This window comes from Streptomyces sp. NPDC059008, assembly GCF_042749045.1.
Classification (GTDB): domain Bacteria; phylum Actinomycetota; class Actinomycetes; order Streptomycetales; family Streptomycetaceae; genus Streptomyces.
On the sequence record NZ_JBHYJC010000007.1, the window covers coordinates 199,319 to 224,049 of the forward strand.

The 24,731-nt window shown below is 73.8% G+C and carries 26 protein-coding genes; 15 read left to right on the plus strand and 11 right to left on the minus strand.

Annotated features, from left to right (window positions below; all coding sequences use genetic code 11):
• Positions 1 to 69: 69 nt before the first annotated feature.
• Positions 70 to 1,209, minus strand: a complete 1,140-nt coding sequence (locus ACFWZH_RS12335) for a glycosyltransferase (RefSeq protein WP_384428595.1) — start codon at positions 1,207 to 1,209, stop codon at positions 70 to 72.
• 123 nt (positions 1,210 to 1,332) lie between these two features.
• On the opposite strand from ACFWZH_RS12335, the gene ACFWZH_RS12340 reads away from it, so the two are divergent.
• The 3 genes from ACFWZH_RS12340 (at position 1,333) to ACFWZH_RS12350 (ending at position 3,404) form a co-directional block, all read left to right on the plus strand.
• Complete coding sequence (locus ACFWZH_RS12340; RefSeq protein WP_384428473.1) at positions 1,333 to 2,136, plus strand: glutamate racemase; 804 nt, start codon at positions 1,333 to 1,335, stop codon at positions 2,134 to 2,136.
• Between the two features lie 54 nt (positions 2,137 to 2,190).
• Positions 2,191 to 2,808 (plus strand): hypothetical protein, encoded by a 618-nt coding sequence (locus ACFWZH_RS12345; protein ID WP_384428475.1) that lies wholly within the window; start codon positions 2,191 to 2,193, stop codon positions 2,806 to 2,808.
• Positions 2,809 to 2,900: 92 nt separating this feature from the next.
• Positions 2,901 to 3,404, plus strand: a complete 504-nt coding sequence (locus ACFWZH_RS12350) for an NUDIX domain-containing protein (protein ID WP_384428476.1) — start codon at positions 2,901 to 2,903, stop codon at positions 3,402 to 3,404.
• 19 nt (positions 3,405 to 3,423) lie between these two features.
• Here the strand turns inward: ACFWZH_RS12350 and ACFWZH_RS12355 are convergent, their stop codons facing one another.
• A complete protein-coding gene (locus ACFWZH_RS12355; protein WP_384428478.1) occupies positions 3,424 to 3,954 on the minus strand; it encodes a hypothetical protein in 531 nt (176 codons plus the stop codon).
• Between the two features lie 225 nt (positions 3,955 to 4,179).
• Here ACFWZH_RS12355 and ACFWZH_RS12360 point away from each other — a divergent pair, with 225 nt between their 5' ends.
• From ACFWZH_RS12360 to ACFWZH_RS12370, 3 genes are all read left to right on the plus strand, one after another.
• A complete protein-coding gene (locus ACFWZH_RS12360) occupies positions 4,180 to 5,022 on the plus strand; it encodes a 3-hydroxybutyrate dehydrogenase (protein WP_384428597.1) in 843 nt (280 codons plus the stop codon).
• 86 nt (positions 5,023 to 5,108) lie between these two features.
• Entirely contained in the window at positions 5,109 to 7,172 is a 2,064-nt protein-coding gene (locus tag ACFWZH_RS12365; protein ID WP_384428480.1) for a helix-turn-helix domain-containing protein, read from the plus strand.
• 91 nt (positions 7,173 to 7,263) lie between these two features.
• Positions 7,264 to 7,503: a CsbD family protein gene (locus ACFWZH_RS12370; protein ID WP_384428482.1), complete on the plus strand. Its 240-nt coding sequence runs from the start codon at positions 7,264 to 7,266 to the stop codon at positions 7,501 to 7,503.
• Positions 7,504 to 7,577: 74 nt separating this feature from the next.
• On the opposite strand, the gene ACFWZH_RS12375 is transcribed toward ACFWZH_RS12370, so the two are convergent.
• The gene (locus ACFWZH_RS12375; RefSeq protein WP_384428484.1) at positions 7,578 to 8,942 is read right to left on the minus strand and encodes an MFS transporter; all 1,365 of its coding nucleotides are present in this window, start codon (positions 8,940 to 8,942) and stop codon (positions 7,578 to 7,580) included.
• A 167-nt stretch (positions 8,943 to 9,109) separates the two neighbouring features.
• A complete protein-coding gene (locus tag ACFWZH_RS12380) occupies positions 9,110 to 10,414 on the minus strand; it encodes an alpha/beta fold hydrolase (RefSeq protein ID WP_384428486.1) in 1,305 nt (434 codons plus the stop codon).
• A gap of 99 nt (positions 10,415 to 10,513) precedes the next feature.
• On the opposite strand from ACFWZH_RS12380, the gene ACFWZH_RS12385 reads away from it, so the two are divergent.
• On the plus strand, positions 10,514 to 11,131 hold the full coding sequence (locus ACFWZH_RS12385; protein WP_384428488.1) for a TetR/AcrR family transcriptional regulator: 618 nt from the start codon (positions 10,514 to 10,516) through the stop codon (positions 11,129 to 11,131).
• 101 nt (positions 11,132 to 11,232) lie between these two features.
• Here the strand turns inward: ACFWZH_RS12385 and ACFWZH_RS12390 are convergent, their stop codons facing one another.
• Positions 11,233 to 11,853 (minus strand): TetR/AcrR family transcriptional regulator, encoded by a 621-nt coding sequence (locus tag ACFWZH_RS12390; protein WP_384428490.1) that lies wholly within the window; start codon positions 11,851 to 11,853, stop codon positions 11,233 to 11,235.
• Between the two features lie 26 nt (positions 11,854 to 11,879).
• Between ACFWZH_RS12390 and ACFWZH_RS12395 the strand changes: the two genes are divergently transcribed.
• Positions 11,880 to 12,458: a GNAT family N-acetyltransferase gene (locus ACFWZH_RS12395; RefSeq protein WP_384428492.1), complete on the plus strand. Its 579-nt coding sequence runs from the start codon at positions 11,880 to 11,882 to the stop codon at positions 12,456 to 12,458.
• A 136-nt stretch (positions 12,459 to 12,594) separates the two neighbouring features.
• Here the strand turns inward: ACFWZH_RS12395 and ACFWZH_RS12400 are convergent, their stop codons facing one another.
• Complete coding sequence (locus ACFWZH_RS12400) at positions 12,595 to 13,137, minus strand: DUF1707 domain-containing protein (RefSeq protein WP_384428494.1); 543 nt, start codon at positions 13,135 to 13,137, stop codon at positions 12,595 to 12,597.
• Between the two features lie 290 nt (positions 13,138 to 13,427).
• Here ACFWZH_RS12400 and ACFWZH_RS12405 point away from each other — a divergent pair, with 290 nt between their 5' ends.
• Positions 13,428 to 14,171 (plus strand): SDR family oxidoreductase, encoded by a 744-nt coding sequence (locus ACFWZH_RS12405; protein WP_384428496.1) that lies wholly within the window; start codon positions 13,428 to 13,430, stop codon positions 14,169 to 14,171.
• A gap of 19 nt (positions 14,172 to 14,190) precedes the next feature.
• On the opposite strand, the gene ACFWZH_RS12410 is transcribed toward ACFWZH_RS12405, so the two are convergent.
• The gene (locus ACFWZH_RS12410) at positions 14,191 to 15,108 is read right to left on the minus strand and encodes an alpha/beta fold hydrolase (RefSeq protein ID WP_384428498.1); all 918 of its coding nucleotides are present in this window, start codon (positions 15,106 to 15,108) and stop codon (positions 14,191 to 14,193) included.
• A 93-nt stretch (positions 15,109 to 15,201) separates the two neighbouring features.
• On the opposite strand from ACFWZH_RS12410, the gene ACFWZH_RS12415 reads away from it, so the two are divergent.
• Both ACFWZH_RS12415 and ACFWZH_RS12420 read left to right on the plus strand, forming a co-directional pair.
• On the plus strand, positions 15,202 to 15,780 hold the full coding sequence (locus ACFWZH_RS12415; protein WP_384428500.1) for a helix-turn-helix domain-containing protein: 579 nt from the start codon (positions 15,202 to 15,204) through the stop codon (positions 15,778 to 15,780).
• A 79-nt stretch (positions 15,781 to 15,859) separates the two neighbouring features.
• A complete protein-coding gene (locus ACFWZH_RS12420) occupies positions 15,860 to 17,830 on the plus strand; it encodes a bifunctional serine/threonine-protein kinase/transporter substrate-binding domain-containing protein (RefSeq protein ID WP_384428502.1) in 1,971 nt (656 codons plus the stop codon).
• 9 nt (positions 17,831 to 17,839) lie between these two features.
• On the opposite strand, the gene ACFWZH_RS12425 is transcribed toward ACFWZH_RS12420, so the two are convergent.
• Together ACFWZH_RS12425 and ACFWZH_RS12430 are read right to left on the minus strand one after the other, a co-directional pair.
• Complete coding sequence (locus ACFWZH_RS12425; RefSeq protein ID WP_384428504.1) at positions 17,840 to 18,190, minus strand: peptidase inhibitor family I36 protein; 351 nt, start codon at positions 18,188 to 18,190, stop codon at positions 17,840 to 17,842.
• Between the two features lie 311 nt (positions 18,191 to 18,501).
• Entirely contained in the window at positions 18,502 to 19,461 is a 960-nt protein-coding gene (locus ACFWZH_RS12430; RefSeq protein ID WP_384428506.1) for a YncE family protein, read from the minus strand.
• Positions 19,462 to 19,903: 442 nt separating this feature from the next.
• On the opposite strand from ACFWZH_RS12430, the gene ACFWZH_RS12435 reads away from it, so the two are divergent.
• From ACFWZH_RS12435 to ACFWZH_RS12445, 3 genes are all read left to right on the plus strand, one after another.
• Positions 19,904 to 21,112: a 4-hydroxybenzoate 3-monooxygenase gene (locus tag ACFWZH_RS12435; RefSeq protein WP_384428507.1), complete on the plus strand. Its 1,209-nt coding sequence runs from the start codon at positions 19,904 to 19,906 to the stop codon at positions 21,110 to 21,112.
• Positions 21,113 to 21,188: 76 nt separating this feature from the next.
• On the plus strand, positions 21,189 to 21,266 hold the full coding sequence (locus ACFWZH_RS12440; RefSeq protein WP_384428599.1) for a 50S ribosomal protein bL37: 78 nt from the start codon (positions 21,189 to 21,191) through the stop codon (positions 21,264 to 21,266).
• Positions 21,267 to 21,377: 111 nt separating this feature from the next.
• The gene (locus ACFWZH_RS12445; RefSeq protein WP_384428509.1) at positions 21,378 to 21,701 is read left to right on the plus strand and encodes a putative quinol monooxygenase; all 324 of its coding nucleotides are present in this window, start codon (positions 21,378 to 21,380) and stop codon (positions 21,699 to 21,701) included.
• 28 nt (positions 21,702 to 21,729) lie between these two features.
• Here the strand turns inward: ACFWZH_RS12445 and ACFWZH_RS12450 are convergent, their stop codons facing one another.
• Positions 21,730 to 23,043 carry a phosphoribosyltransferase family protein gene (locus ACFWZH_RS12450; RefSeq protein ID WP_384428511.1) on the minus strand — a complete coding sequence of 438 codons (1,314 nt, stop codon included), beginning with the start codon at positions 23,041 to 23,043 and terminating at the stop codon, positions 21,730 to 21,732.
• 146 nt (positions 23,044 to 23,189) lie between these two features.
• Here ACFWZH_RS12450 and ACFWZH_RS12455 point away from each other — a divergent pair, with 146 nt between their 5' ends.
• Positions 23,190 to 23,996: an HAD-IIA family hydrolase gene (locus ACFWZH_RS12455; protein ID WP_384428513.1), complete on the plus strand. Its 807-nt coding sequence runs from the start codon at positions 23,190 to 23,192 to the stop codon at positions 23,994 to 23,996.
• 13 nt (positions 23,997 to 24,009) lie between these two features.
• Here the strand turns inward: ACFWZH_RS12455 and ACFWZH_RS12460 are convergent, their stop codons facing one another.
• On the minus strand, positions 24,010 to 24,714 hold the full coding sequence (locus ACFWZH_RS12460; protein ID WP_384428515.1) for a histone deacetylase: 705 nt from the start codon (positions 24,712 to 24,714) through the stop codon (positions 24,010 to 24,012).
• Positions 24,715 to 24,731: the final 17 nt, after the last annotated feature.

Sequence of the window (24,731 nt, forward strand, 5' to 3'; positions counted from 1 at the left end):
TCCAGGGGGCGGACCGACGCCAGGGGGCGCGTCCCAGGGCCGGTCCGACCCTGACTCATCGGACGGGCCCTAGTACGTCCGCCCCTTCCAGGCCGCGCCGCGCCCCCGGTAGTGCTGCACCGCCGAATCCACCGTCATCAGCAGATAGAGCAGCGCGGTGAACGGCAGCAGCGGCGCCGCCCAGGCCGGCTGCCCGTAGTAGCGCAGCATCGGCAGATAGGTCCCGCACATCACCGCCCAGGCCGCGCCGCCCAGCGCCGCGGCCGCCGGGCCGCCGCCGGTCAGCCCGGCCGCCAGCGCGAGCGGCGGCGCCAGATACACCAGCGCGAGGCCGAGGGCCGTGCCGAGCAGCAGCAGCGGCTGATGCCGCAGCTGGGCGTACGCGCTGCGCGAGACCATCCGCCACAGCTCGGCCAGCCGCGGATACGGCCGCACGCTGTCCACATGGTCGGCCAGCCCCAGCCAGATCGTGCCGCCGGACCGCCGCACCGCCCGCGCCAGCGTCACATCGTCGATCACCGCGCCGCGGATCGCCTCCGGGACACCGGCCCGCTCCGCGGCCTCCCGCCGCAGCAGTACGCAGCCGCCGGCCGCCGCCGCGGTCCGCGCCCCCGGCCGGTTCACCCAGCGGAACGGGTAGAGCTGCCCGAAGAAGTACACGAACGCCGGCACGATCAGCCGCTCCCAGGGCGTCACCACCCGCAGCCGGGCCATCTGCGACACCAGATCCAGCTGTGCCGACCGGGCCGCCGCCACCAACTCCCGCAGGCTCTGCGGACCGTGCGCGATATCCGCGTCGGTCAGCAGCAGATACTCCGGCGCCATCCGCTCCCGGGCCAGCGCGATGCCATGGCGCAGCGCCCACAGCTTGCCCGTCCACCCCGGCTCGGGCTCACCTGGCGAGGCCACCGTCAGCGGCAGCCCGCCCCGCGCGTCGGCCAGCTCACGGGCGAGCGCGCCCGTGCCGTCGGTACTGCCGTCGTCGACCAGGAACACCTCCGCCCGGCCCGGGTACTTCTGCCCCAGCAGCGAGGGCAGGCTCTCCGGCAGCACCGCGGCCTCGTCGCGCGCCGGGACCACCACCGCGACCGACGGCCAGCGCCCGGGGTCCCGGCGGTCCGGCAGCCGTACGTCGGTACGCCAGAAGAAGCCCTGCCCCAGCAGCAGCCACGCCCAGGTCACCAAGGACCCGGCACCGATCCAGCCCATCGCTCCCACCCGCGCAGTCTGCCGCACCACCGCGGCGACGGCCCGGCTTGCCGGCCGACGTGTCCCCACCGGACGCCCCGGCCGGTATGACAAGTCGGACGGCCGGCCCGGTAAAGTGTCCGGGTGAAGATCGCGCTGATGGACTCCGGGACCGGGCTGCTCGCGGCGGCGGCCGCCGTACGGCGACTGCGGCCGGACGCGGATCTGGTCCTCTCCTCCGACCCCGACGGCATGCCCTGGGGCCCGCGCACCCCCGACGACGTCGCCGAACACGCCCTGGCGGTGGCCCGCGCCGCCGCCGCGCACCGCCCCGACGCGCTGATCGTCGCCTGCAACACCGCGTCCGTCCACGCGCTGCCCGTCCTGCGGGCCGAGCTGGAGCCCGCCGTCCCGGTCATCGGCACGGTCCCGGCCATCAAGCCCGCCGCGGCCGGCGGCGGCCCCGTCGCCATCTGGGCCACCCCCGCCACCACCGGCAGCCCCTACCAGCGGGACCTGATCGAGCGCTTCGCGCGCGGCGTGACCGTCGCCGAGGTGCCCTGCCCGGGGCTCGCCGACGCGGTCGAGGCCGCCGACGAGACCGCCATCGACGCCGCCATCGAGGCCGCCGCGGCCCGCACCCCCCGGGACGTCCGGGCCGTCGTCCTGGGCTGCACCCACTACGAGCTGGTCGGCGACCGGATCCGCGCCGCTCTTCAGCAGCCCGGTGCCCCCGCACTCGTCCTGCACGGCTCGGCCGAGGCCGTCGCCGCCCAGGCACTGCGCCGCGCCGGCACCGAGCCGGCGCCCGCGGCCGCCCCGACCGGCGGACTCAGCGTGCTCCTCAGCGGCCGCCCGGCCGCACTGCCGGCCGTGGCCCTCGCCTACGCCGAGGGCCGGCTGCTCGCGGGGAGCCGTACGGACCCCGCGGGCGTGCTGAGCGGCTGACCGCGCCCGTCCGGCGCACTGCCATGGCGTGCGAAGACGCGTACGCTGCGTCTCATGAGGGACCACCCCCACGAGGGGGCAGCAGCCCCCGGCGACCACGGCAGTGCCGGCGGAGCCGGCGAACCGGCGCCGCGCCTCAGCGGCTCCCACGCGGAGATCCCCGAGGTCTGGCACGGCAGCGCCACCAACCGCATCCAGTGGCTCCTGGCCGCGGTGGGCGCGGCGTGTCTCGCGCTGGGCATCGAGCTCGCCGTCGACAGCAACTGGACCTCGGGCCTGGCGCCCCTGGTGATGTCGGTGGTCGGCTGTGTCGCGGCCGGCCTTCTGGTGCTCTTCGGCACCCTCGCCTTCGTCCATGTGGCCGTACGCGTCGACAAGGACTGCCTGGAAGTGCGGTGCGGCCATATAGGGGTGCCGCGCCGCCGGATCCCCCTCGACACCGTCGTCGACGCCGACTTCGCGCCGCAGGTCACCCCCCGCCACTGGGGCGGCTGGGGCTACCGCTGGCGGCCCGAGCAGGGCACGGCCGTGGTCGTGCGCCGCGGTGAGGGCCTGGTGCTCAAGCTCGGTGACGGGCGCACCTTCACCATCACCGTCGACGACGCCGAGGGCGCCGTCCGGGCCGTCCGCCACCGGCTCACCCCGCGCAACGGGACCCCGGCGGGCGCCTGAGCGCGGGCCCGGCGCGGGGGCGGGACCTCCGCCCCGGGGCCGGGGGACTTTCCGCGGCTCCGGCCGCCGGTCCCGTCCCGTAGGGTCGAAGCATGCCAACGCCCGACTTCATCCGTGACCTGCGGAATTCCATCGGCCCCCAGCTGCTGTGGCTGCCCGGGGTGAGCGCGGTCGTCTTCGACGACGAGGGCCGCGTCCTGCTGGGCAGGCGGGCCGACACCGGCGGCTGGTCGGTGATCGGCGGTATCCCCGAACCGGGCGAGCAGCCCGCCGAGACCGCGCTGCGCGAGGTCTACGAGGAGACCGCGGTGCGGGTCGTCGCCGAACAGGTCGTCCTCGTCGAGACCATGCCGCCCACGCACTACCCCAACGGGGACGTCTGCCAGTTCATGGACGTGACGCTGCGCTGCCGCGCGATCGGCGGCCGGGCGCGGGTCAACGACGACGAGTCCCTGGAGGTGGGCTGGTTCGCGCTGGACGCCCTGCCGGAGCTGAACGAGTACGCGCGCACCCGCATCAAGCGGGCCGTGGAGGCCGGGCCGACCTGGTTCCACGGGATGGGGGAGGAGCCGGAGGGACGGCAGTTCCCGGCGTAGGCCCCCCGGCCCCGTCGGCCTAGAGCTCCTCCGTCGACGGCTCCTCCATCGGGCCCGACGGCTCGATGGGGAGCGTGGGCAGCTGGGACGTGCCGGGGGAGTCCGGCGAGTCGGCCGGCTCCTCCGTGTGCATCTCGCGTCGGTCCTTGCGGCAGCTGGTGATCCAGGTGCCGGTGGGGCCGCTCTCGTACTGGCAGAACCAGCCGCGTACGGCCAGTGTGCCCTGGTCGCTGTCGCCCTCCCGCGGCGCCCGCAGCAGGAACTCCGACATCACGTCGCGGGCCTCCGCGCAGCCCACCGTGCCGCCGGCACCCGGATCGGCGTACAGCGCCACGTCGCCCGCCGTGCCCAGGGCGTCCTTGATCGTGCCGCAGCTCACCGGCTGCCCGGGGACGGCGGGCGAGGGGACGCCGGGCTGCTCGGGGCCCGGCCCCGCCCCGGTACCGGCGGACGACGGCACAGCGGTCGTCCGCCCGCCGTTCTCCGCTTCCCCGCACCCCGCGGCGGCCAGGGCGAACAGCACGGTCGGCAGGGCGATGAGCCTCCGCATGTCGGACTCCCTCGTGGCGGCGGTGCACCAACGGCACGTTGCGTCGTACGACGCTAGGAGCCCCGCGGGGCCGCGGCGATCCGGGACGGCCGATCGGGTGAAGTGTGCCCGGGGCAGGGCGCGGTGGCACGGCGGGCGTGCCCGGCCGCCACACCGGGTCCCCGAAGTGTGGTGCCCAGGCACATCGGTGCCGTCCGCCGCGCTGCCTAGGGTGCGGACATGACCATGACCGGTACCCCAGGATGCCCAGGAGAAGCAGGAGTCCCGGGTACCCCGGGCACACTCCGCACGCCGGGCCCGGTGTCCCTCGAACTCGACGGCCGCACCGCCCTCGTCACCGGCGCGGCCGGCGGCATCGGACGCGCCTGCGCGCTGCGGCTGGCGGCGGCCGGCGCCACGGTGCGCGCCGTCGACCGGGACGCGGCAGGCCTGGCCGGGCTCGCCGCGGCGCTCCCGGACGGCACCCGCGGCGCCATCGAACCCCGCCCCCTGGACCTCACCGACCTGGACGCCGCCGAACGGGCCGCGGCGGGCGCCGACCTGCTGGTCAACAACGCCGGTATGCAGCTCGTCCGCCGCATCGAGGCCTTCCCGCCCGAGGTCTTCCACGAAGTGCTGACCGTCATGCTGGAGGCCCCCTTCCGGCTGCTGCGCGGCGCGCTGCCCCATATGTACGAGCAGGGCTGGGGCCGCGTCGTCAACATCTCGTCCGTGCACGGGCTGCGGGCGTCGCCCTTCAAGTCCGCCTACGTCGCCGCCAAGCACGGCCTGGAAGGCCTGTCGAAGACCGCCGCCCTGGAGGGCGCCCCGCACGGCGTCACCAGCAACTGCGTCAACCCCGGATACGTCCGCACCCCCCTCGTCGAGCGCCAGCTCGCCGACCAGGCCGCGGCACACGGCATCCCCGAGGAGCGCGTACTGGCCGACCTCCTGCTCGCCGACTCCGCCCTGAAGCGCCTGCTCGAACCGGAGGAGGTCGCCGAGGCCGTCGCCTACCTCTGCACCCCGCAGGCGTCCTTCATGACGGGCGCCTCGCTGGTCCTGGACGGCGGCTGGACGGCGCACTGAGCGCTCCGTACCGCCCGCGCATCGCGCCCGGTGCGAGGGCCGCGGACTCTGGCGCGCGGCGACGACCCGAAGGTATCCCTGTGACCATGCCCGACGATCAGCCGACGCCCGCGCCCGGTACCGAGTCCGCCGACGCCCCAGCCCACGACCGTGACGCGGGCCCCGCCCCCGGCGACCTGGGCTTTCTCGGCCTGCTGGCCACCGGGGCCGCCGCCGAGGACTACGAGCGCCCGGTGCTGCTCGCCCGCGCCGAGGGCGCGTCCGCCGGCCGGCTGGCCGCACTGGAGCGGGCCAAGCTGCTCGCGCTGCGGGTGCGCACCGAACTGGAGGACCGCCGGCGGCGCGAGGCCGAGCTGTCCGCGCTCCACGCCACCGCGCACGACCTGGCCGGGCTGCGCGACCTGGACGCCGTACTGCGGGCCATCGTCCGCCGGGCCCGCTCCCTGCTGGGCACCGAGGTCGCCTACCTCACCCTCAACGACCCGTCGGTCGGCGACACCTATATGAGGGTCACCGACGGTTCGGTCTCCGCGCGGTTCCAGCAGCTGCGGCTCGGCATGGGCGAGGGCCTGGGCGGGCTGGTCGCACAGACCGCCCGCCCGTACGTCACCGACAGCTACTTCCACGACGAGCGGTTCCGGCACACCAGGACCATCGACTCGGGCGTCCGCGACGAGGGGCTGGTGGCGATCCTCGGAGTGCCGCTGATGCTCGGCAGCGGCGTCATCGGCGTCCTCTTCGCCGCCGACCGCCGCGAGCGGGTCTTCGAACCCGGCCAGATCGCGCTGCTGGCCGCCCACGCGGCGCACGCCGCCGTCGCCATCGACACCGCCAACCTCCTCGCCGAGACCCGAAAGGCGCTCACCGAACTGGAGGCCGCCAACGAGATCATCCGCGATCGCAGTGCGGTCATCGAGCGGGCCGCGGACATCCACGACCGGCTGACCGAACTGGTGCTGCGCGGCGGCGGGGTGCGGGACGTCGCGGACGCGGTGGCCGAAGTGCTCGACGGCGAGGTGGAGTTCGCCGATCCCGAGCGGGCACCGGCCGCCGCCCTGGACCGTTCCCGCGCCGACGGCCACGCCGTACGGGACGACGGGGGTACCTCCCGGGCATGGGGGTCCCCCCGGTCGAGCGGAGCCGGGAGTGGGGGAGAAGCCGGGAGCGGGGGAGACTGGGTCGCCGCGGTGGGGGCGGGCGGCGAGGTCCTGGGCGCCCTGGTCCTGCGCGGCCGTCCGATGCTCGACCCCGTCGACCAGCGGATCCTGGAACGGGCCGCCATGGTCACCTCCCTGCTCCTGCTCGCCCGCCGGACCGCCGGCGAGGCCGAGGCGCGGGTGCGCGGCGAGCTGCTGGACGACCTCCTGGACGCCGCCGGCCGCGACCCCCGCCTGCTGCGCGAACGCGCGGCCCGGGTCGGCGCCGACCTGGACGCGCCCCATGTGGTCCTGGCGGCGCGGCCGGCCGATGCGCCGACTGCCGGCTGCGCGGGCCCGCCGCCCCCCGACGGTGCCGACCGCCGGCGCCTGTGGTCGGCGGCCGCCCACCTCGCCGCCACCCGCCACGGCCTGGCCGCCGTACGGGACGGCGGCGCGGTCCTGCTGCTGCCGCTCGGACCGGACGGCGACCCGGCGCACACCGCCCGCCGGATCGCCGCCCGGCTCCGGGCCGCGCTGCACGCCCCCGTCACGGTCGGTGCCTCGGCCCCGGTGCCCTCGCCCGCCGCCCGTCCCGCGGCCGTCGCGGACGCCTACGCCGAGGCCCGGCGCTGCCGGGAGGCGCTGGGCGTCCTGGGCCGGGCCGGTGAGGGCGCGGCCGCCGCCGACTTCGGCTTCCTCGGTCTGCTGCTCGCCGACACCCGCGATGTGGACGGCTTCGTCCACCGCACGCTCGGCGCCGTCGCCGACTACGACGCCCGCCGCGGTACGGAGCTGCTGCGCACCCTGAGCGCCTATTTCGCCTGCGGGATGAGCCCGGCCCGCACCAAGGACGAGCTGCACGTCCATGTGAACACCGTCGCCCAGCGCCTGGAACGGGTGAGCCGGCTGCTGGGACCCGATTGGCAGACCCCGGCCCGTGCCCTGGAGATCCAGCTGGCGCTGCGGTTGCACCGGCTCTCCGGGGCCGTGGCGCGCGATACGGAGGAGTAGCGGCAGCCGGCTCCGGGTGCGCGCCCGCGCGGCCTGCGGCAGCGTGGACCCGGAGCTTGCGCTCCTTCCCCGGACACACAAGGAGTTGGATATGCCGGACAAAGGCGCCAGGGACAAGATGAAGGGCAAGGCCAAGGAGAGGGCGGGCCAGGCCAAGGAGAAGGCGGGCCAGGCCATCGACGACGAGCGGTTGAAGGCCGAGGGCCGCACCGACCAGGTCAAGGGCAAGGCCCAAAGCGCCGTCGGAGAGGCCGAGGAGAAGATCCGGGGCGCGAAGGAGAACATCCGGGGCGCCAAGGAATCCCTGCGGTCCAAGGACGAGCGGCCCTGACGTCCGGCGGGGGCGTGGCGGGCCCGCTGCCCGTCTCCCGGAGCGTCCCACGGCCCGTCACGCCCCGCCGTACATCAGGCCTTCGCCACCTCAGCGGAGTCCGTCGCCGCCCCCTCCACCTCCGCGAGATCCCGGCTACGGGTCTCCCGCGCCGCGCCCACCGCGATCAGCGTCAGCAGCGCGGCGCCGATGACGTACAGGGCGATCGGCGTCGGGCCGCCGTACTCGGCGAGCAGCGCGGTGGCGATCAGCGGGGCCGGCGCCCCGGCCGCCACCGACGAGAACTGGGCACCGATCGAGGCACCCGAATACCGCATCCGGGTCGCGAACATCTCCGCGAAGAACGCCGCCTGCGGCGCGTACATCGCACCGTGGAAGACCAGCCCGACGCTCACCGCGAGCAGCAGCGGCCCGAACCGTCCGGAGTCCACCAGCGCGAAGAACGGGAACGCCCAGCCGGCGACGCCGACCGCGCCCAGCAGATAGACCGGACGGCGCCCGATCCGGTCCGACAGCGCGCCCCAGGCGGGGATGACCGCGAAGTGCAGCGCCGAGGCGATCAGCACCGCGTTCAGCGCGGTCTGCTGTCCGAGTCCGGTGTGCGTCGTCGCATAGACCAGGACGAACGCCGTGACGACGTAGTACGAGATGTTCTCGGCCATCCGCGCGCCCATCGCGATCAGCACATCGCGCCAGTGGTGCCTCAGGACCGCGACCAGCGGCGGCTTCTCCACCGCCGCGCCCCGTGCACGCCGGGCCTCGGCGCTGCGCAACGCCGCTCGGAAGACGGGCGATTCGTCCACCGACATCCGCATCCACAGTCCGACGACGACCAGTACGCCCGAGAGCAGGAACGGCACCCGCCACCCCCACACCACGAACGCCTCCTCCGGCAGCAGCGCCGTCATCAGCGACAGCACGCCGGTGGCCAGCAACTGCCCCGCGGGCGCACCCGTTTGCGGCCAGGACGCCCAGAACCCACGCCGCCGGGCGTCGCCGTGCTCCGACACCAGCAGCACCGCGCCGCCCCACTCGCCGCCCAGGGCGAACCCCTGGACCAGCCGCAGCACGGTCAGCAGCACCGGCGCCGCCGTGCCGACCGCGGCGTGCGTCGGCAGCAGCCCGATCGCGAAGGTCGCACCGCCCATCATCAGCAGGCTCAGCACGAGCAGCCGCTTACGGCCCAGCCGGTCCCCGTAGTGCCCGAAGACCAGCGCCCCCAGGGGCCGGGCGGCGAACCCCACCGCGTACGTCAGGAACGACAGCAAGGTGCCGACGAGGGGGTCGGAACCGGGGAAGAAGAGCTTGTTGAACACCAGCGCGGCGGCGGATCCGTAGAGGAAGAAGTCGTACCACTCGATGGTGGTGCCGATCAGGCTCGCGGCGACGATGCGCTTGAGGTCGGCGGGTGGTGGGGCAGCGGTCGCGGGGGAGGGCATCGGCACCACTTCCTGACGAGGGGCAGGGACGATTCGTCTCGCCACACCGTAGGAACGCGCAGGTCATGCGCACATGTGGCGGGGCGCCACACTTCGGGCCCGAACCGTGCGCGCGGGCACCATGACGCGGGGCAGGCGGCGGAGGAACGGCGGGCACCCGGACGGCGTCACTCGTGGTCGCGCAGGAAGGCGGGGATCTCGGCGCGGGTCGGGTGGTTCGGCAGGGGGGCCGCCTTGTCCTGAAGGAACGTGGTGATGGCGGCGGCGGCCCGGTCGTTGTTGCCGTCGAGGCCGTTCCACATGTGGTGTCCGACGCCGGGCAGGTACTGCGTGCGCTGGATGGCGGGATCGGCGGCAAGGACGGCGGTCGCCCATTGACGGACCTGGGAGGAGCACTCGGCGATCATCAGCATCGCGGGGGTCCGGGAGTGCCTCAGTCGAGGGGCGAGGGAGGGGGAGGCCTCGATCGTCCGCTGGACGCGGAGGCTGGCGGCGGGGCTGAAGGAGAAGTTCCGTTCCGTGTCCTCTACGGGGATGCGGTGCGCGTCGCGCGCGCAGTAGGCGGATGCGGTGTCGCTGCCGAGATCGGCGGCGGCGAACGCGTTGTCGCCCTCGGCCTGGCCGATCAGTCCGGTGTCGGGGCTGAGGAGTCCCAGTCGCAGCAGCCCGAATGCGACGGCGTAGCGCGGAACGCGTGTCGACCGCGGTCCGGTCATGGCCGGCGCGAGGTCGCGCGCGGACTCCCGGCCCTTGTGCCCGGTGATGCGCGCGGTGGGACCGTCCATCGGGCCGGGTTCGGCGATGATCGCCCGGTGCAGGCGCGCCGCGACGCGCGGGTCGGCCAGGGCTCGGGTGAGCACGATCCCGCCCGAGGAGAATCCGAGGATGTCGACCCTGCCCTTGCCCAGGCGGTCGACGAAGGCGGCGAGATCGCGGACCGACCGGGAAATCGTGTACTGGCCCATGGGGAGCAGGTCGCTTCGTCCCCCGCCGGCCTGCTCGTAGGCGTAGACGTCATAGCCCTGTCGCGCCAGGAGCCGCAGGAACCGGTGGTCGAGCACCGAAATGCCGCGCACCGGCCCGCCGTTGAGGTACACGAACGGAACGGGGTGTCGGGTGGCGGGGCGCGCGGGCGGGTAGTGGTACACCGCGACCCGGCTGCCTGTGGCCAGGGCCCAGTGCTGGGTGGCCACGAAAGGCAGGTCGGGCGGGGACCGCCGTGCGGTGGGCGCGGTCGGGATGCAGACCGACGCCGTCAGTGCTGCCGCGACGACCACCGGCAGGAACGGTACGAGCCGCGCCCACCGGGTGCGGCGCCGGCCCCGCCACAGTGCGGCGGCGGCCGCGATTCCCACGGTCGCCGACCACGCCGGGAGCCCCGAGCCTGCCCCGTCCGTGAGGACGATGAGCGCCAGGAAGAGGACCACCAGCCCCGCGACGGAGGTCAGGGCTGGCGCCAGGCGAGCGGCCATGCGGACAGGACGTATCACGGACAGGGGCATGAGCCCGCCTCCAGGAGTTTCAGAACGCTGTTTCAAAACGACGTTATCAGAGTGGGTAAGCTGGCCGTCGTGGGTAGGCCGAGAACGAACGACGAGACCGTCAAAGAGCGCCTTGTGGTGTGCGCGACCGAGATGCTCGCCACCCGTCCGCGCGAGTCGGTCACGGTCCGCGCCCTGGCCGCTGTCGCGGGGACGTCGACGACGGCGGTGTACTCCTTGTTCGGCGGCAAGGACGGGCTGATCGGCGAGGTGCGCAACAGGGCCGTCGCCGGCCTGTTCGAGGAGGTGTCGGCAGTGCCGACCTCCGAGGACCCCCTCGCCGACCTCTACGCACTGGCCGCCGCCTACCGTCGATGGGGGCGCGAACACAGCCACCTCTACTCGGTGTTGTTCGGCGGTGTGCAATCCTTCGACCCGTCGGGCGCGGTCGGCACCAGCGACCCCGTCCGGCCGCTCCTCGCGGCGATCGAGCGCGCCGTGGCGGAGTCCGTCCTCGCCGGCGAGGCGACGTTCATCGCCCTCTCGCTCTGGGTGGCCCTGCACGGGCTGGTGACGCTCGAACTGGCCGGCGCCTTCGACGCCGCCACGGCCGAGGCCGCGTTCCGGTCGACGATTCCCGCGACATTGCGCGGCTGGACGACCCCCGAGGTGTTCCGCGGCCTTCGCCACGCCGACCCCGCCTCGTAACGGCGGTCGCGGGCACCCGGCGACGGCTGGGGGCGGGCCCGGTAGCCCGGGTTCAGGGACCGGTCAGGCCGGCCCCGCGGGCCGATGTGTGGGCGTGGTCGTCAGGCCGGGGCCGGGGCGTCGCCGTGCGGTGCGGGCGGGGACGTCAGCGACGCCAGGTAGTCGTCGAGGAGTTCCGCCTGCCGCTGGGCCGGGAACGCCGTGGGGTCGAACAGGGTCTGCACCACCAGCCCGAGCACGAAGGCCTGGGCGCCCGCCGCGATGCGGGCGGGGTCTCCGGCGGGCAGTTCGCCCAGCCGCTGGGCCGCGGAGATCAGATCGCTCAGCTTGTCGCGGCTCCGTGCGTACCTGCGGGCGTGGTCGCCGCTCAGGGCGGAGTCGGCCAGGGCGACATCCCAGGAGGACACCCAGATCCGGTTGGCGTCGGTGGCCTCGGCGTTCAGCGGCAGGATGTCGAGCAGGGCGGCCCGGACGGCGGACAGGCCCGCCCCGGCGGCGCGCCGGGGGCGGGAGGCGCTGCGCTCCTCCAGCAGGTCGAGGGCGTGCGCGACCAGGTCGCGCTTGGCGGGGAAGTAGTGGGTGAGTAGGCCGGTGGTGGCGCCGAGTTCGGCGGCGACGGCGCGCAGGGTCAGCCCGCCGAAGCCGTGCGCGGCCAACACCCGCCAGACCGCCTCGGAGACGTCGCGACGACGGGCCTCGTGGTCCCCCTTGGTGCGTGGCATGCTGCTACCCTACATAGCCATAACGCTTGTTACGTGAATGGGGTCATCAGTTCGCCCTCCCGCTGCGGGACAACGCCGGCCTGGAGCCGCTGGAGATCTGGCACGCCGAGGAGTTCGCCGGCCACCTGGAACGGGCCCGCGAACACATCCGGCCGTGGGTCGGGCCGGCGTTCGTCACCGACGGCCTCGACGGAGCACGGGCCACACTGCGCCGGTACGCCGAACGGCAGGCCGCGGACGGCGCCCGCCTGTACGGCATCCGACTCGACGGCGCGCTGGTCGGCGGCGTGATGTTCACGGACTTCAGCACCGCCTCGGGCTCGTGCGAGATCGGGTGCTGGCTGGAGCCGGCCGCCGAGGGCCACGGCCTGGTGACCCAGGCGTGCCGCGCCCTGCTGGACTGGGCGTTCACCTGCCGGGGACTGCACCGCGCCGAGTGGCACTGCCGGTCCGACAATGACCGAAGCTCGGCGGTGGCCAAGCGGCTCGGCATGACGCTGGAGGGCGTACGGCGCGAATCCTGGCCCTACGCGGGCGTCCGCCACGACAAGCAGATCTGGGCGATCCTCGCCCCCGAATGGCGAGCCGCGGAGAACGCCGGCTGACGAGGGGCCGCGGCACCGAGTCGTCCGCCAGGTACGCGTAGCCCCCGACACCCCGGCGAGCTACGCGGTCGTAGCCCCGGCCGGTCGAGCGGGGACGAACAAGTGCCGGACTGCTGGTGCTGGTGCGCAGGGCGCCTCAACGCCGTGCGTGGCGGATCGTCAACCGTCCGAACCCCATGGTTCCGGAGATCCGGATCCTCGGCCCGTCGGGACGGGAGCGCCGCCGGGGCTTGTAGCGCGAGTCCTTCCACCCGGTGTGCAGGCCCTCGGTGTCGACGATCGCGTCGCGAGGCACCGTGATCTTGGCCCTGCCGGTGCCGAGCTGTAACTCGATGTCGACGACCGGATGCTCGATGACCGCCCGGGACAGGTCCAGGTGCACCCTTCCGAATGCGGACGCGACCTTCAGGGTCCGGGGCACCCGCCATCCGCCGCGCCGCCGGATCCGTCCGCCGGCGACGGCAATGGTGGACGTGGTGCCGGCATGCTCCTCCGGGAGCGAGGCCAGAGCCGCCGCCAGCTCGCTGTGCGTCTTGGCGGTGAGCACCTGGTGGAGGCGTTCGTCCAACTCCTCGTGCGGGAGGTGACCTTCGGCGTACGCCTCCTGCAGGCGCTGCACGGCCGTGTCGCGGTCGTCGTCGCTGAGCGGTCGCGTCGGGTCTTTCGGCGGGGAGGTCACCGTTTCACTCTAGTGCCGTGACGGTGCTGCCGACGCGCCAAGTCTCGTAGGCAGCAACGTATTTGACGGAGAGTCGGCCACTCGGCGCCGCAGCAGGCACGGAAAGCGGGGACTTCCGCGGTCTCGCGGAGGCCGTTGACGGGAGCGCCCCCGCGTCGGTCGCCGGCGGCGACGCCGTGAGCACGCGGCGCCACCGGCACAGGTCGGGCGGGCGCGGGCCGACGTGCGCCGTGCGCGGCATCGCCGCAATCTGGACGCATGGCCTATCGGTGCACGACGGAAGGTGAGCGATGAAGTGCGCAGTCATCGGCGGTACCGGTCTGATCGGATCGCAGGTCGTGAAGAAACTGAACGCCGCAGGGCACGAGGCGGTGCCGCACTCGCTGTCCACGGGTGTCGACGTGATCACCGGCCAGGGCGTGGCGGAGGCGGTGGCCGGAGCCGACGGCGTCGTCAATCTGACGAACTCCCCGACCTTCGACGACGCCTCTCCCGCCTTCTTCCAGACCTCGATGGACAACCTCGTGGCCGCCTGCCACAAGGGCGGGGTGGGGCACTTCGTCATCCTCTCGATCGTCGGCGTGGACCAGGTGCCCGACCTCGCCTACTACCGTGCCAAGGCCCTGCAGGAAGACATCCTCAAGGCCGGGCCGATCCCCTATTCGATCGTCCGCGCCACCCAGTTCATGGAGTTCATCAACGCCGTCATGGCCATGTCCACCGAGGGTGACACCGTCCGCCTGCCCACCACCCCGATCCAGCCGATCGCCGCCCAGGACGTCTCCGACACCGTCGCCGAGGTCGCCGCCGGAACGCCTCTGAACGGAACCCTCGACGTCGGCGGGCCCGACGTCCGTCCCCTCGACGAACTCGGCCGGATCACCCTGGACGCCCGACCCGACGGCCGCACGGTCGTCACCGACGACACCGCCGGCATGTTCGCCGCCGTCGACGGCGATGTGCTCACCACCAAGGGCGACGCACGCATCGCCCCCACCCACTACACCGACTGGCTCGCCCGGCAGTCCGGCTGACACCTACGAGCTGCCCGCCTTAGCGCCTGACCCCGCCGCTGACGGCCGAGACGAGGTCGTCGACGGCCTGGATCACCGCGTCCGCCCGCTCCTCGTGCAGCCACCCGTGCCCCGCGTCGTCGAGGACCCGCTGCTCGCCGCGCGGGGACTCGGCGGCCACCTCGGCGTGCAGGGCGCGCTTGCTCTCGTTGATCTCGCGGAGCAGTTCGGCGGGCCACAGATGGGCCTGGGTGGCGTCGTGGCCCAGGGCCGTGAGCACGATCAGCGGCACGTCGGGGGTGGCCGGGGCGTGCCGGAACTCGGCGGCGACCTTGTCGTAGAGGTTGTGGTTCTCGCGCGAGGCGGCCCGCCAGGTGGCGAGGTGACGCTCCGCCAGGGGCTCGCGCACCGGCTCCGGCCAGGCGGCGAAGTGCCGGAGCATCTGGGCGCGGGACTGTTCGAGCTGTTCCGGCGTGGGCTCGGCCGACTCCTGGCTCCGCATGTGGTCCAGCATCTCGTCGAGCCTCTCCCGTGCCTGCCGGGGAGCGCGGGTCGCCAGGTCCTCGTGGAAGGGGTCGAGCAGGAGCAGGCCGGCCACCTCGTCGGGGAAACGCCTGGCGTAGTGGCGCGCGTAGGCGCCGCCCAGGGAGTGGCCGATCAGCAGGTAGGGGCCGGGAACGCCGACGGTGTGGAGCAGTTCGTGCAGTTCGTCGGTGACTTCGGCCGCGGTGCGGGGCAACTCGGCGGGGTGGCTCCAGCCGTTGCCTCCGCGGTCGTAGAGGACGCTCGTGGTCAGCGCGGCGACACGGTCGTGGATGTTCAGGTAGTCCAGGCTCATCATCCCCGCCCCCGCCAGGAATATCGCGGGCGGTCCGCCGGTGCCGGAGCGGTGCAGCATCAGACGACGACCGCCGCCGATGTCGTGCAGACGCCCCAGGGGAGGTGGCGTACGGGTCATGGGCTGCTCCTCTGCGATGCCGATGCGAAAGGGCTGCGCCCCCGCACTCGTTCTCAACTTTGAGAACGGTATCACTCGTGAGATCGTATGCCCATGGACACGGTCGACCTGCTCCTGCACCCCGTACGGCTGCGCATCGTGCACACCATGTCCGGCGGCCGGACGCTGACCACCTCGCAGCTGTGCGCGCTGCTGCCCGACGTGTCGAAGGCCACCGTCTACCGGCATGTGGGCCTGCTGGCCGACGGCGGCCTGCTGGAGGTCGAGGGTGAGCAGCGGGTGCGCGGCGCCGTCGAGCGCCGCTACCGGCTCCGGCGTGAGCGGGCGGTGATCGACGCCGACACCGCCGCTGCGGTTCCGCCCGAGGACCACCGGCGGGTGTTCGCCGTGGCGATGGCGACCCTGCTGGCGGAGTTCAACGCCTACCTCGACCGGCCCGGTGCCGCCCCCGCCGCCGACCTGGTGGGCTACCGCCAGCACGCGATGTGGCTCAGCCGGGACGAACTGGCCGCGCTGATCGACGAGATGCGCGACGTGCTGATGCGCCGGATCACCAACGAGCCCTCGCCCGAGCGCACCCGCTACCTGATCAGCCCCATCCTCTTCCCCGCCGAGGAGCCACCCGCGGCCGGCGGCGAGCAGCCGTCTCCGCACCCGGCCGACGGGACGTGAGGCGGGACCCGGGACCGCGCGCACCGGGTGCCGGGGGTGCGGGATACTGCCGTACACAACTGCTGGCAAGGGGGGAGCGGTGCGACCGCTGGCGAAGAACGATCCGCGGCAGATCGGCCCGTTCCGGATCATCGGGCTGCTCGGCGGTGGCGGCATGGGGCGGGTCTACCTCGGCCGCGCGGCGGACGGGCGGACGGTGGCGGTGAAGACCGCGCGCGCCGAACTCGCCGACGACCAGGGCTTCCGGACGCGATTCGCCCGTGAGGTGGCCGCCGCCCAGCGGGTGGGCGGACCGTTCGTGGCGCCGGTGGTCGACGCCGCGCCGCACGACGACATGCCCTGGATGGCGACCGACTACGTGCCCGGCGTCTCGCTGACCGCCGCCGTGCACGACTGCGGGCCGCTGCCCGAGCACACGGTGCGGCTGCTGACCGCCGGCCTGCTGCACGCCCTGACCGCGGTGCACGCGCACGGCCTGGTGCACCGCGACCTCAAACCGTCGAACATCCTGCTCACCGCGGGCGGCCCGCGCGTCATCGACTTCGGCATCGCGCACTCCGCCGCGGACACCGCCCTCACGACGACCGGCACCGCCCTCGGCACCCCGGGGTTCATGGCCCCCGAGCAACTGGTCATGACGGGGCCCGAGATCACCGGCGCGGCGGATGTGTTCGCGCTCGGCGGGGTGATCGTCTTCGCGGCGACGGGCGGCGGCCCGTACGGGCACGCCGAGCCGCAGATCCTCATGTACCGCACCGTGCACGAGGAGCCGTTGCTCGACGAACTCCCGGAATCGCTGAGGGAGTTGGCGGGGGACTGCCTGGCGAAGGAACCGGCGCGGCGGCCCGCGCTGCCCGCGCTCATGGCGCGGGTGGGCGCACCGGGCCCGTACGGCGACTGGCTGCCGGAGCCGATCGCCGCACAGCTGCGCCAACTGTCCGCGCGGCTCGGCGACCCCAGGGCCCGGGACACCCGCGCGCCGCGGCCGGCTGCCGAGCGGCCCGTCGACGTCGCCTTCGACCGGCTGCCGACCCGCACGGCCGTGGACGGCCCGGCGCCCTCGCCGCCCGCCCGGCCGACGCACCCACTTCAGCGGCCCGCGTCCCCGGGGCCGAGCCGGCGCCGGGTGCTGACCGCGCTGTCCGCCGTCGGGGTGGTGGCCGGCGGCGGGGCGCTGGCCTGGACGCTGCGGCCGGACGGCGGGACCGGCGGGGACGGCGGCAGCACCGGTACCAGCGCCGGGGGCAAGCCCGGCAGCAGCAGGAAACCGTCCGCCCAGCTGCCGGCGGAGATACGCGCCAAGGGCATCGTCACCATCGGCTCGGACCTCGCCTACCCGCCGATGGAGTTCCTCAGGGACGGCGCGCCCGCCGGCCTCGACGTCGACCTCGCCACCGCCCTCGGCCGTGAGCTGGGAGTGCGCTGCAGGTTCCAGAACTCCGCCTTCGACACCCTGCTCACCGGCCTGCAAGCGGGCCGCTTCGACCTGGTCGTGTCGGCGTTGACCGACACCAAGGACCGCCAGCAGGGGACCGGCGCCAGCGCCAGGACCGGCGGCGTCGACCTGATCGACTACTTCAGCTCCGGTGTAGCCGTCGTCGTCCGCAAGGGCAATCCGGAGGGCATCGAGAAGCCCGTGGAACTGGCCGGCAAGGCGGTCGCCGTACAGCGCGGCACGCTCGCCCATGACCTCCTGCGCGAGCTGAACCGGCAGGTCCCCACGAAGCTGAGGATCAGGCCGTTCGACTCACCGGCCGAGGTCTACGACGACGTCGCCGAGCGCCGCTCCTCGGCCTGCCTCGACGACTTCCCGGTCGCGGCCCACACCGCGGCGACCCGTGCGAACGGCGGCGCGCTCCAACTCAGCGGTACGCCGCTGGAGCCGTTCCCCCTCGGCATCGCGGTCGCCAAGGCCGACACCGCCCTGCGCGACGCCGTGCGGGGGGCCCTGGACCGCCTCATGGCGAGCGGCGAGTACCGGAAGATCCTCAAGAGGTGGTACGTCGAGGGCGGCGCGATGGAGCGGGCGCTGGTCAACGGCGGCCGGTAGCCGGCGGCGTCACTGCCAGCTGGAGACGGAGACCGACTGCACGGAGCCGCCCGGCCGCAGTGCGCCGACCTGTACCGCGCAGTGCGGCGCCGAGTAGAAGGAGCGGGACCGGTCGCCGTTGTTGTAGATCGACTGCGCGGTCTGGACGGGCGTGGCCGCGCACCCGCGCTGCGCATCCGACACGGCCCGCATCTCCCCCTGGAAGGCGGGCTCCGGCCAGAAGCAGACCGAGCCCCGCGGGCAGCCGTGCGGGTCCGACACCTTGCCGGTCCCCGCGTGCGCCGGGACGGTGGCGGTCAGGGCGAGAGCGGCCGCGGCGGCCAGGGAACCGAGTGCCGCGGTGACGTGCTGTGAGCGCATGGGATCTCCCGTGACAGTCGAAACGTGATCCGCACGGGGCGCCCACCTGGGCCTGCGCCGGATGTGCGGGCGGGCTTGGCCTGGTCACACCCACCGGTCCGAGGGACCTTGACCAGGCCAAGGCCGTAGGGACGAGTGTGTGGCAACAGCCGGCGCCGCGTACGGCGTTCGAGTCGCCGTCACGCTTCCGGGCAGCCTTGTACGAGTGTCCGCACGCGCGAGGCGACGCGTTATTCGAACTGTGCGATGCGCGGTGGTGCCGAGGCGGGCGCGGCGGCGTCCCGGCCCCGGCCGGTCACTCCCTTCGATGCTCAGCGCGGAGTGATGGCGATGCCTTCGGGCTCGTGCCCGGTGGGCAGGGTGGAGCGCAGCCGCCGGGCGAAGGGATCGATGACCGACACGGTGTCGGACTGCTCGTTGGTCACCCACACCCGCCGGCCGTCCGGGGTGACGGCGACGCCCTGCGGCTGTACGCCGACGTGGACGTGGCCGACGATGTGACGGGAGGGGATGTCGATGATCAGCAGGCAGTCCCGGGCCGAGTCGGCGACGTACAGGCGCCTGCCGTCGGGGCTGACCGCGTTGCCGAGCGGCGCCCGGCCCCCCGGCAGCGTGGCGACCACGGTGTCGCTGTGGGGGTCGATGACCGACACCGTGCCGGAACCGGTGTTGGAGACGAACACCCGGTTGCCGGAGGGCGAGGAACTGATCCCGCTGGGGAAGTCCCCCACATGGATCTCCCGGATCGCATGCGAGCCCGGGTCGAGCACGGTCACCTCGCCGCCGCCGTTGTCGGTCACATAGGCGCGTCCGTCCGGAATCGTGGTGATGCTGTGCGGCAGCGGCCCCACCGGCACGGTGGCGACCACACGGCGGGCCCGTACGTTGACGACCGAGACCGTGTCCGAGCCGAAATTGGCCACCAGCACACGGTGGCCGTCGCGGGACGGCATCGCCGCGAAGGGCCGGCGCCCCACGTGCACGGTGGCGATGACGAGCCGGGAGGCGGTGCCGATGAAGGAGACGGTGTTCGAACGGCTGTTGGCGACATAGACCACTTCGCCGTCCGGCGCCGCACCCACTCCGGTCGGCCCGTGGCCCACCTGGACGTCGCCGACCCGGCGGTCCAGACGGGTGTCGTATGTCGAGACGGTCGCCGAGCCGCTGTTGGCCACGTAGGCGCTGACGCGCACGGGGTAGCGGGCGGCGGAGTGCCGGGGTGGGGGGTTCGGCGGTGTACCGGCCGCGGCCAGCCCGCAGAGCAGCAGCACGGCGGTGGCCGAGCTCCACCACAGGCGACGGCGGCGGGAGGGTGGCGGAAGGTTCGGATGATGCCAGTCAGGTCCTCTGCCGGGCGGGCCGCTGGTACGAGGGAAACGGTGCATGGCTCTCCTGCAATCAATAGTGATCATTACGGCTCCACAAGATCAGGGATCCCGGGCCACCGCCCTCGGCCATGCCCCAGGCGAGTGAACCGCCACCCACTCGTTGTGCGGTGCACGCGGTCGGCCGTCGCCCGGTCGGCCGAGCGGGCGGATCCGCGATCCGTCCCCGCGGAGGCCGGCCGGGTCCGGCCCGTTCGGCGGCGCCCGCCTCCGGCCACCCGCCGGCGGCCCGCGCCCAGCCGCCCGCACGGTGCCCACCACACCGGCCGGATCGGCCGACCGCCATACTGCGTGCGTTCTTTCCGACGCCCGAAGGGAACCGCACGCCGTGCCCTCTCCTGCCGAACTCCCCCTCACCCGCACCTCGGTGGCGATCGTCGGTGCCGGCCCCGCCGGCTTGGTCGTCGCCAATCTGCTGCGCGCCGCCGGTGTGGACTGCGTGGTACTGGAGGCGGAGAGCCGGGAGTTCATCGAGCGGCGGCCGCGTGCCGGGTTCATCGAGGAGTGGGCGGTGCGCGCGCTGGCCCGGCACGGGCTGGCCGACCGGCTGCTCGAACGGGCCGAGACCCAGGCGGAGTTCGAGTTCCGGTTCGACGGCGAGCGGCACACGGTCCGCACGGCGGAGCTGTCGGGGCGGCGCCACTACGTCTATCCGCAGCCGCTGCTGGTCACCGACCTGGTCGCGTCGTACGTGGACACCGCCGGCGGCGACGCCCGCTTCGGCGTACGAGAGGTGCGGCTGCACGACCTGACCGGCGACCGGCCGGCCGTGTCGTACACCGACCCGGCGACCGGCGACCGGCACCGCGTCGAGTGCGAGTTCATCGCGGGCTGCGACGGCGCGCGCGGGGTGACCCGGGCCGCGATACCCGCCGACCGGGCGGTCCTGACCCGCTACGACCACGGCGTCGCCTGGCTCGCCCTGCTCGCCGAGGCCCCGCCCTCCGCCCAGGGCGTGGTCTTCGGCATCCACGAGCGCGGATTCGGCGCCCATATGGCCCGCAGCCCCCAGATCACCCGTTACTACCTCCAGGTCGCCCCCGGCGAGGACGTCCGCGACTGGCCGCACGACCGGGTGTGGGACGAACTGCGGCTGCGCCTCGCCGCGGCCGGGGCCCCGTCGCTGAACGAGGGGCCCCTGCTCGAAAGGGTGGTTCTGGACATGCACAACTACGTACTGGAGCCGATGGCGTACGGCCGTCTGTATCTGGCGGGCGACTCGGCGCACCTGGTCGCCCCGATCGCCGCGAAGGGCATGAACCTCGCGATCAACGACGCGCTGCTGCTCGCCGACGCGCTGATCGCGCACCGCAGGGGCGACGACAGCGGCCTGGACGCCTACTCGACGGCGTGTCTGCGCCGGGTCTGGCAGTACCTGGAGTTCTCGCAGTGGCTGTCCGAGACGCTGCACGGCGCCTCCTCCGGCGACCGGTTCCGGGCGGGCACGGCGTCGGCCCGGCTGCGCCGGCTGCTGGGCTCCCAGTCCGCGGCGCAGGCGTTCGCCGGGCTGTACATCGGCGAGGAAGCCGACCTGTGAGACGGGGCGGGACGCCGCCGGGAGGTGGTAGAACCTTCGCGAAACCTAGTGTTGAGGTACGGAGAAGGGAGACGTCATGTCCTCGAAGCGCCGTCGTAAGAAGAGGGCCCGCCGCAAGGGCGGAGCCAACCACGGCAAGCGGCCGCAGTGCTGATCTGAGGGCCCCACCCGGTCCCCGGCCCAAGGGGCACCCGCGTGCCCCTTGGGTATGGCCCTGTATGACCCGGTTGACGGCGGATGGACCCGGGTGTCCTATCATCGATCGATGATCTTCATTGTCGTCAAGTTTCCGGTGAAGCCCGAGCACGCCGAAGAGTGGCCCCGGCACGTCGAAGCCTTCACCGCCGCCACCCGCGCCGAACCGGGCAACTTGTGGTTCGAGTGGTCCCGCAGCATCGAGGACCCCCACACCTACGTCCTGGTCGAGGCGTTCAAGGACGACGCCGCCGAAGCGCACGTCAACTCCGACCACTTCCGCGCCGGTCTGGAGACCATGCGTCCCCTGCTGCGGCGCACGCCCGACATCGTCAGCACCACCATCGAGGGCGCGGACGGCTGGAGCGCGATGGGCGAGATCACCATCGACTAGCCGTCGGCAGGCGTGCGGCGCCCGCCGGCTAGCCGACCAGGTGGCCGACGAACCAGTCCCTGGCGAGATCGGCGACCTGGTCGAGGGCGCCGTGCTCCTCGAAGAGGTGGGTGGCGCCGGGGACGACCTCCAGTTGGGTCTCGCAGCGCAGCGCCGCCTCGGCCTCGCGGTTGAGGTCGAGGACCAGGGGGTCGTTGCCGCCCACGATGAGCAGCGTCGGGGCCCGTACGCCGGCGAGCAGCGGACCGGCGAGGTCGGGGCGCCCGCCGCGGGAGACCACGGCGCCGATGTCCGCGTTGGGGGAGGCGGCGGCCCGCAGTGCCGCCGCGGCGCCGGTGCTCGCGCCGAAGTAGCCGATCGGGACGGCGGCCCGGCCGCGCAGCCAGTCGGTGGCGTCGGTCAGCCGCTCGGCCAGCGTCTCGATGTCGAAGACGTTCGCCCGGTTGGCCTCCTCCGCCGGTGTGAGCAGGTCGAAGAGCAGGGTTCCCAGGCCCGCCCGGTTCAGGGCCGTGGCGACCAGGCGGTTGCGCGGGCTGTGGCGACTGCTGCCCGAGCCGTGGGCGAACATCACGATCGCCTTGGCGCCGGCGGGCAGGTTGAGGTCACCGGTCAGCCGGACCCCGGCGGCGTCGATCGCCACCTCCTCCTCCACGTCCGAGCCACCCCCCGCATCGGCCAGCGGATCGCTGTCCGCCGCCGCGCCCTCCCCCTGCGCGGCCCGCTCCAGCAGGGACACCACCTCGTCGTCAGGGGTCTGGGAGAAGTCCCGGTACCACTCGCCGACGGCGGCGAAGCCGAACGGGGTGGACAGGCAGACGAATTCATCGGCCTTGCTGCGGAGCCGATCGGCCGCGTCCGGAGGCGCGACCGGTACGGCCAGCACCACACGGGTCGCGCCCTGCGCCCGTACCACCTCGCACGCGGCGGCCGCCGTGGCGCCGGTGGCGATCCCGTCGTCCACCACGATCGCCGTCCGCCCCTCCAGATGCAGCCGGGGCCGGCCGGCGCGGAACCTGTGCGCCTGCCGTAGGAGTTCCGCCTCCTCGGCCTTCTGCACGGAGTCCACATCCGACTGGTCGAGCCGGCCGCGGCGGACGATGTCGTCGCTGATCACGCGGACGCCGCCCTCCCCGATGGCGCCGAAACCCAGCTCGCGCTGGTAGGGGACCCCCAGCTTGCGGACCACGATCACATCGAGCGGCGCCTTGAGCGCCCGCGCCACCTGGAAGGCCACCGGGACCCCGCCGCGGGGCAACCCCAGGACGACGGGCTCCTCGCCCTCCAGGTGCCGTAGCGCTTCGGCGAGGCGCTGCCCCGCATCCGTACGGTCGGTGAACAGCACAGTGTGCACCCCCTACCCAGGGGAGACGGAAGCCACGTCCACACCTCACCTCCGCACTACCGCAGATGCCGGTGCTCCGCAAGTCGGGAGGCCGGTGCCGTGCGGCCGTGGGTCCGGGCCGGGCGGGGCGTGGTTACCGTCGGCGTATGGCAGGAATCGGAGCGGTTCTGATCGACATCGACGGTGTGCTCACGGTGTCCTGGAAGGCGCTGCCCGGCGCCGTCGAGGCCATGGACCGGCTGCGCGCCGCCGACGTTCCGCTGGCCCTGGTCACCAACACCACCTCACGCACCCGCGCCGAGATCGCCCGGCGACTGGCCGGGGAGGGCTTCGCGGTCGACGCCGACGACATCCTCACCGCCCCCGCCGTGACCGCCGCCTACCTGCGCGCACACCATCCGGGTGCGCGCTGTCTGCTGCTCAGCAGCGGCGAGGTGGCGGACGACCTGGAGGGCGTGGAGATCTGGCCGGGCAGCGGTGCGGAGGCGGGCCGGGACGGGCCGGACGTGGTGGTGCTCGGCGGGGCGGGCGAGGAGTTCGACTACCCGGCGCTCAACGCCGTCTTCGGGTATCTGCGGCGCGGTGCCCGGCTGGTCGCCATGCACCGGAACCTGTACTGGCGGACGGCGGGCGGGCTCGACCTCGACACGGGGGCGTTCCTGCTGGGGCTGGAGCGGGCCGCCGGGGTCGAGGCGGTGGTCACCGGGAAGCCGGCCGCGGAGTTCTTCGCCGCCGCGCTGGCGCATCTCGGCGTCCCCGCCTCGGCGGCGCTGATGGTGGGCGACGACATCGAGTCGGACGTGCTGGCGGCCCAGCGCTGCGGGATCACCGGCGTCCTCGTCAGGACCGGAAAGTATCTGCCGCAGACGCACCGGGCGGCCCACGGCACCCCGGACCACGTACTCGACTCGTTCGCCGACCTGCCGGATCTGCCCGGGCTGCTCGGACGGTGACCGCGGGTGACCGCTAGGGGGTGCCGGGTGTGCTGAGCAGCGTCGCGATGTCCGCTGCCTTCCAGTGGCCGGACGCGCCGGGGCAGCCCGCCAGATACTCGGCGGTCCTGAGCGGGCTCCACCCGTGGGAGTCGATGATGCCGGCCGCGATGTGCTCCAGGTAGGCCGCGGAGGGCGGATTCAGGTTCACGGCGATGTCGTCGCTTCTCCACGGGGCGGTGAGGGTCACTACCGGCAGGCCGTCCAGCGCTCCGGCGCACACCAGGGTCTCGTACCGGCCGGGGCCGATGTGGGCCCGGCCGCGGGTGAGCACATCGGTCAGATCGAGCTCGTCACCCGGCTCGCGGTCCATCTCCTGGGCGGCGATGTCGGAGAACTGAGAGATCGTCAGAAGGTAGGCGCGTCCCGGGAGTTCGGCTGCGGGATGCCGATCCGGTGCGTAGTCGGGGTCGTAGAAGGCCCGGCCGCCGGTCCACACCGTCGATTCGGTGGCGAAGTACATCCGGCCGGGCAGCATGACCGGCGCGGTGTCCGCGGGCGGGCGGGGGTCCCGGCAGCCGGGGTGGCTGCGCAGCCCGCCGGGGGGCCGGCCGCCGGCGAGGTAGTAGGTCAGCCGGTCGAGGTGCATGTTGGAGCCGTACGCGGCGTACCAGAGCTGACGGCCGGGGCGCCGGCCGTGGTCGGGATGCGGGGCTTCGGGGCGTCGGGGCCGGATCACGTCCTCACGTTACGCGG

What these genes read in the sequence shown, in the direction of transcription:
- ACFWZH_RS12355 (WP_384428478.1), bottom strand. Translation starts at nt 3,954, where the DNA reads ATGCGGAGGCTCATCGCCCTGCCGACCGTGCTGTTCGCCCTGGCCGCC.
- ACFWZH_RS12410 (WP_384428498.1), bottom strand. Translation starts at nt 15,108, where the DNA reads ATGACCCGTACGCCACCTCCCCTGGGGCGTCTGCACGACATCGGCGGC.
- ACFWZH_RS12335 (WP_384428595.1), bottom strand. Translation starts at nt 1,209, where the DNA reads ATGGGCTGGATCGGTGCCGGGTCCTTGGTGACCTGGGCGTGGCTGCTG.
- ACFWZH_RS12440 (WP_384428599.1), top strand. Translation starts at nt 21,189, where the DNA reads ATGTCCTCGAAGCGCCGTCGTAAGAAGAGGGCCCGCCGCAAGGGCGGA.
- ACFWZH_RS12375 (WP_384428484.1), bottom strand. Translation starts at nt 8,942, where the DNA reads ATGCCCTCCCCCGCGACCGCTGCCCCACCACCCGCCGACCTCAAGCGC.
- ACFWZH_RS12345 (WP_384428475.1), top strand. Translation starts at nt 2,191, where the DNA reads ATGAGGGACCACCCCCACGAGGGGGCAGCAGCCCCCGGCGACCACGGC.
- ACFWZH_RS12370 (WP_384428482.1), top strand. Translation starts at nt 7,264, where the DNA reads ATGCCGGACAAAGGCGCCAGGGACAAGATGAAGGGCAAGGCCAAGGAG.
- ACFWZH_RS12455 (WP_384428513.1), top strand. Translation starts at nt 23,190, where the DNA reads ATGGCAGGAATCGGAGCGGTTCTGATCGACATCGACGGTGTGCTCACG.
- ACFWZH_RS12415 (WP_384428500.1), top strand. Translation starts at nt 15,202, where the DNA reads ATGGACACGGTCGACCTGCTCCTGCACCCCGTACGGCTGCGCATCGTG.
- ACFWZH_RS12365 (WP_384428480.1), top strand. Translation starts at nt 5,109, where the DNA reads ATGCCCGACGATCAGCCGACGCCCGCGCCCGGTACCGAGTCCGCCGAC.
- ACFWZH_RS12380 (WP_384428486.1), bottom strand. Translation starts at nt 10,414, where the DNA reads ATGGCCGCTCGCCTGGCGCCAGCCCTGACCTCCGTCGCGGGGCTGGTG.
- ACFWZH_RS12350 (WP_384428476.1), top strand. Translation starts at nt 2,901, where the DNA reads ATGCCAACGCCCGACTTCATCCGTGACCTGCGGAATTCCATCGGCCCC.
- ACFWZH_RS12405 (WP_384428496.1), top strand. Translation starts at nt 13,428, where the DNA reads ATGAAGTGCGCAGTCATCGGCGGTACCGGTCTGATCGGATCGCAGGTC.
- ACFWZH_RS12445 (WP_384428509.1), top strand. Translation starts at nt 21,378, where the DNA reads ATGATCTTCATTGTCGTCAAGTTTCCGGTGAAGCCCGAGCACGCCGAA.
- ACFWZH_RS12360 (WP_384428597.1), top strand. Translation starts at nt 4,180, where the DNA reads ATGACCGGTACCCCAGGATGCCCAGGAGAAGCAGGAGTCCCGGGTACC.
- ACFWZH_RS12425 (WP_384428504.1), bottom strand. Translation starts at nt 18,190, where the DNA reads ATGCGCTCACAGCACGTCACCGCGGCACTCGGTTCCCTGGCCGCCGCG.
- ACFWZH_RS12390 (WP_384428490.1), bottom strand. Translation starts at nt 11,853, where the DNA reads ATGCCACGCACCAAGGGGGACCACGAGGCCCGTCGTCGCGACGTCTCC.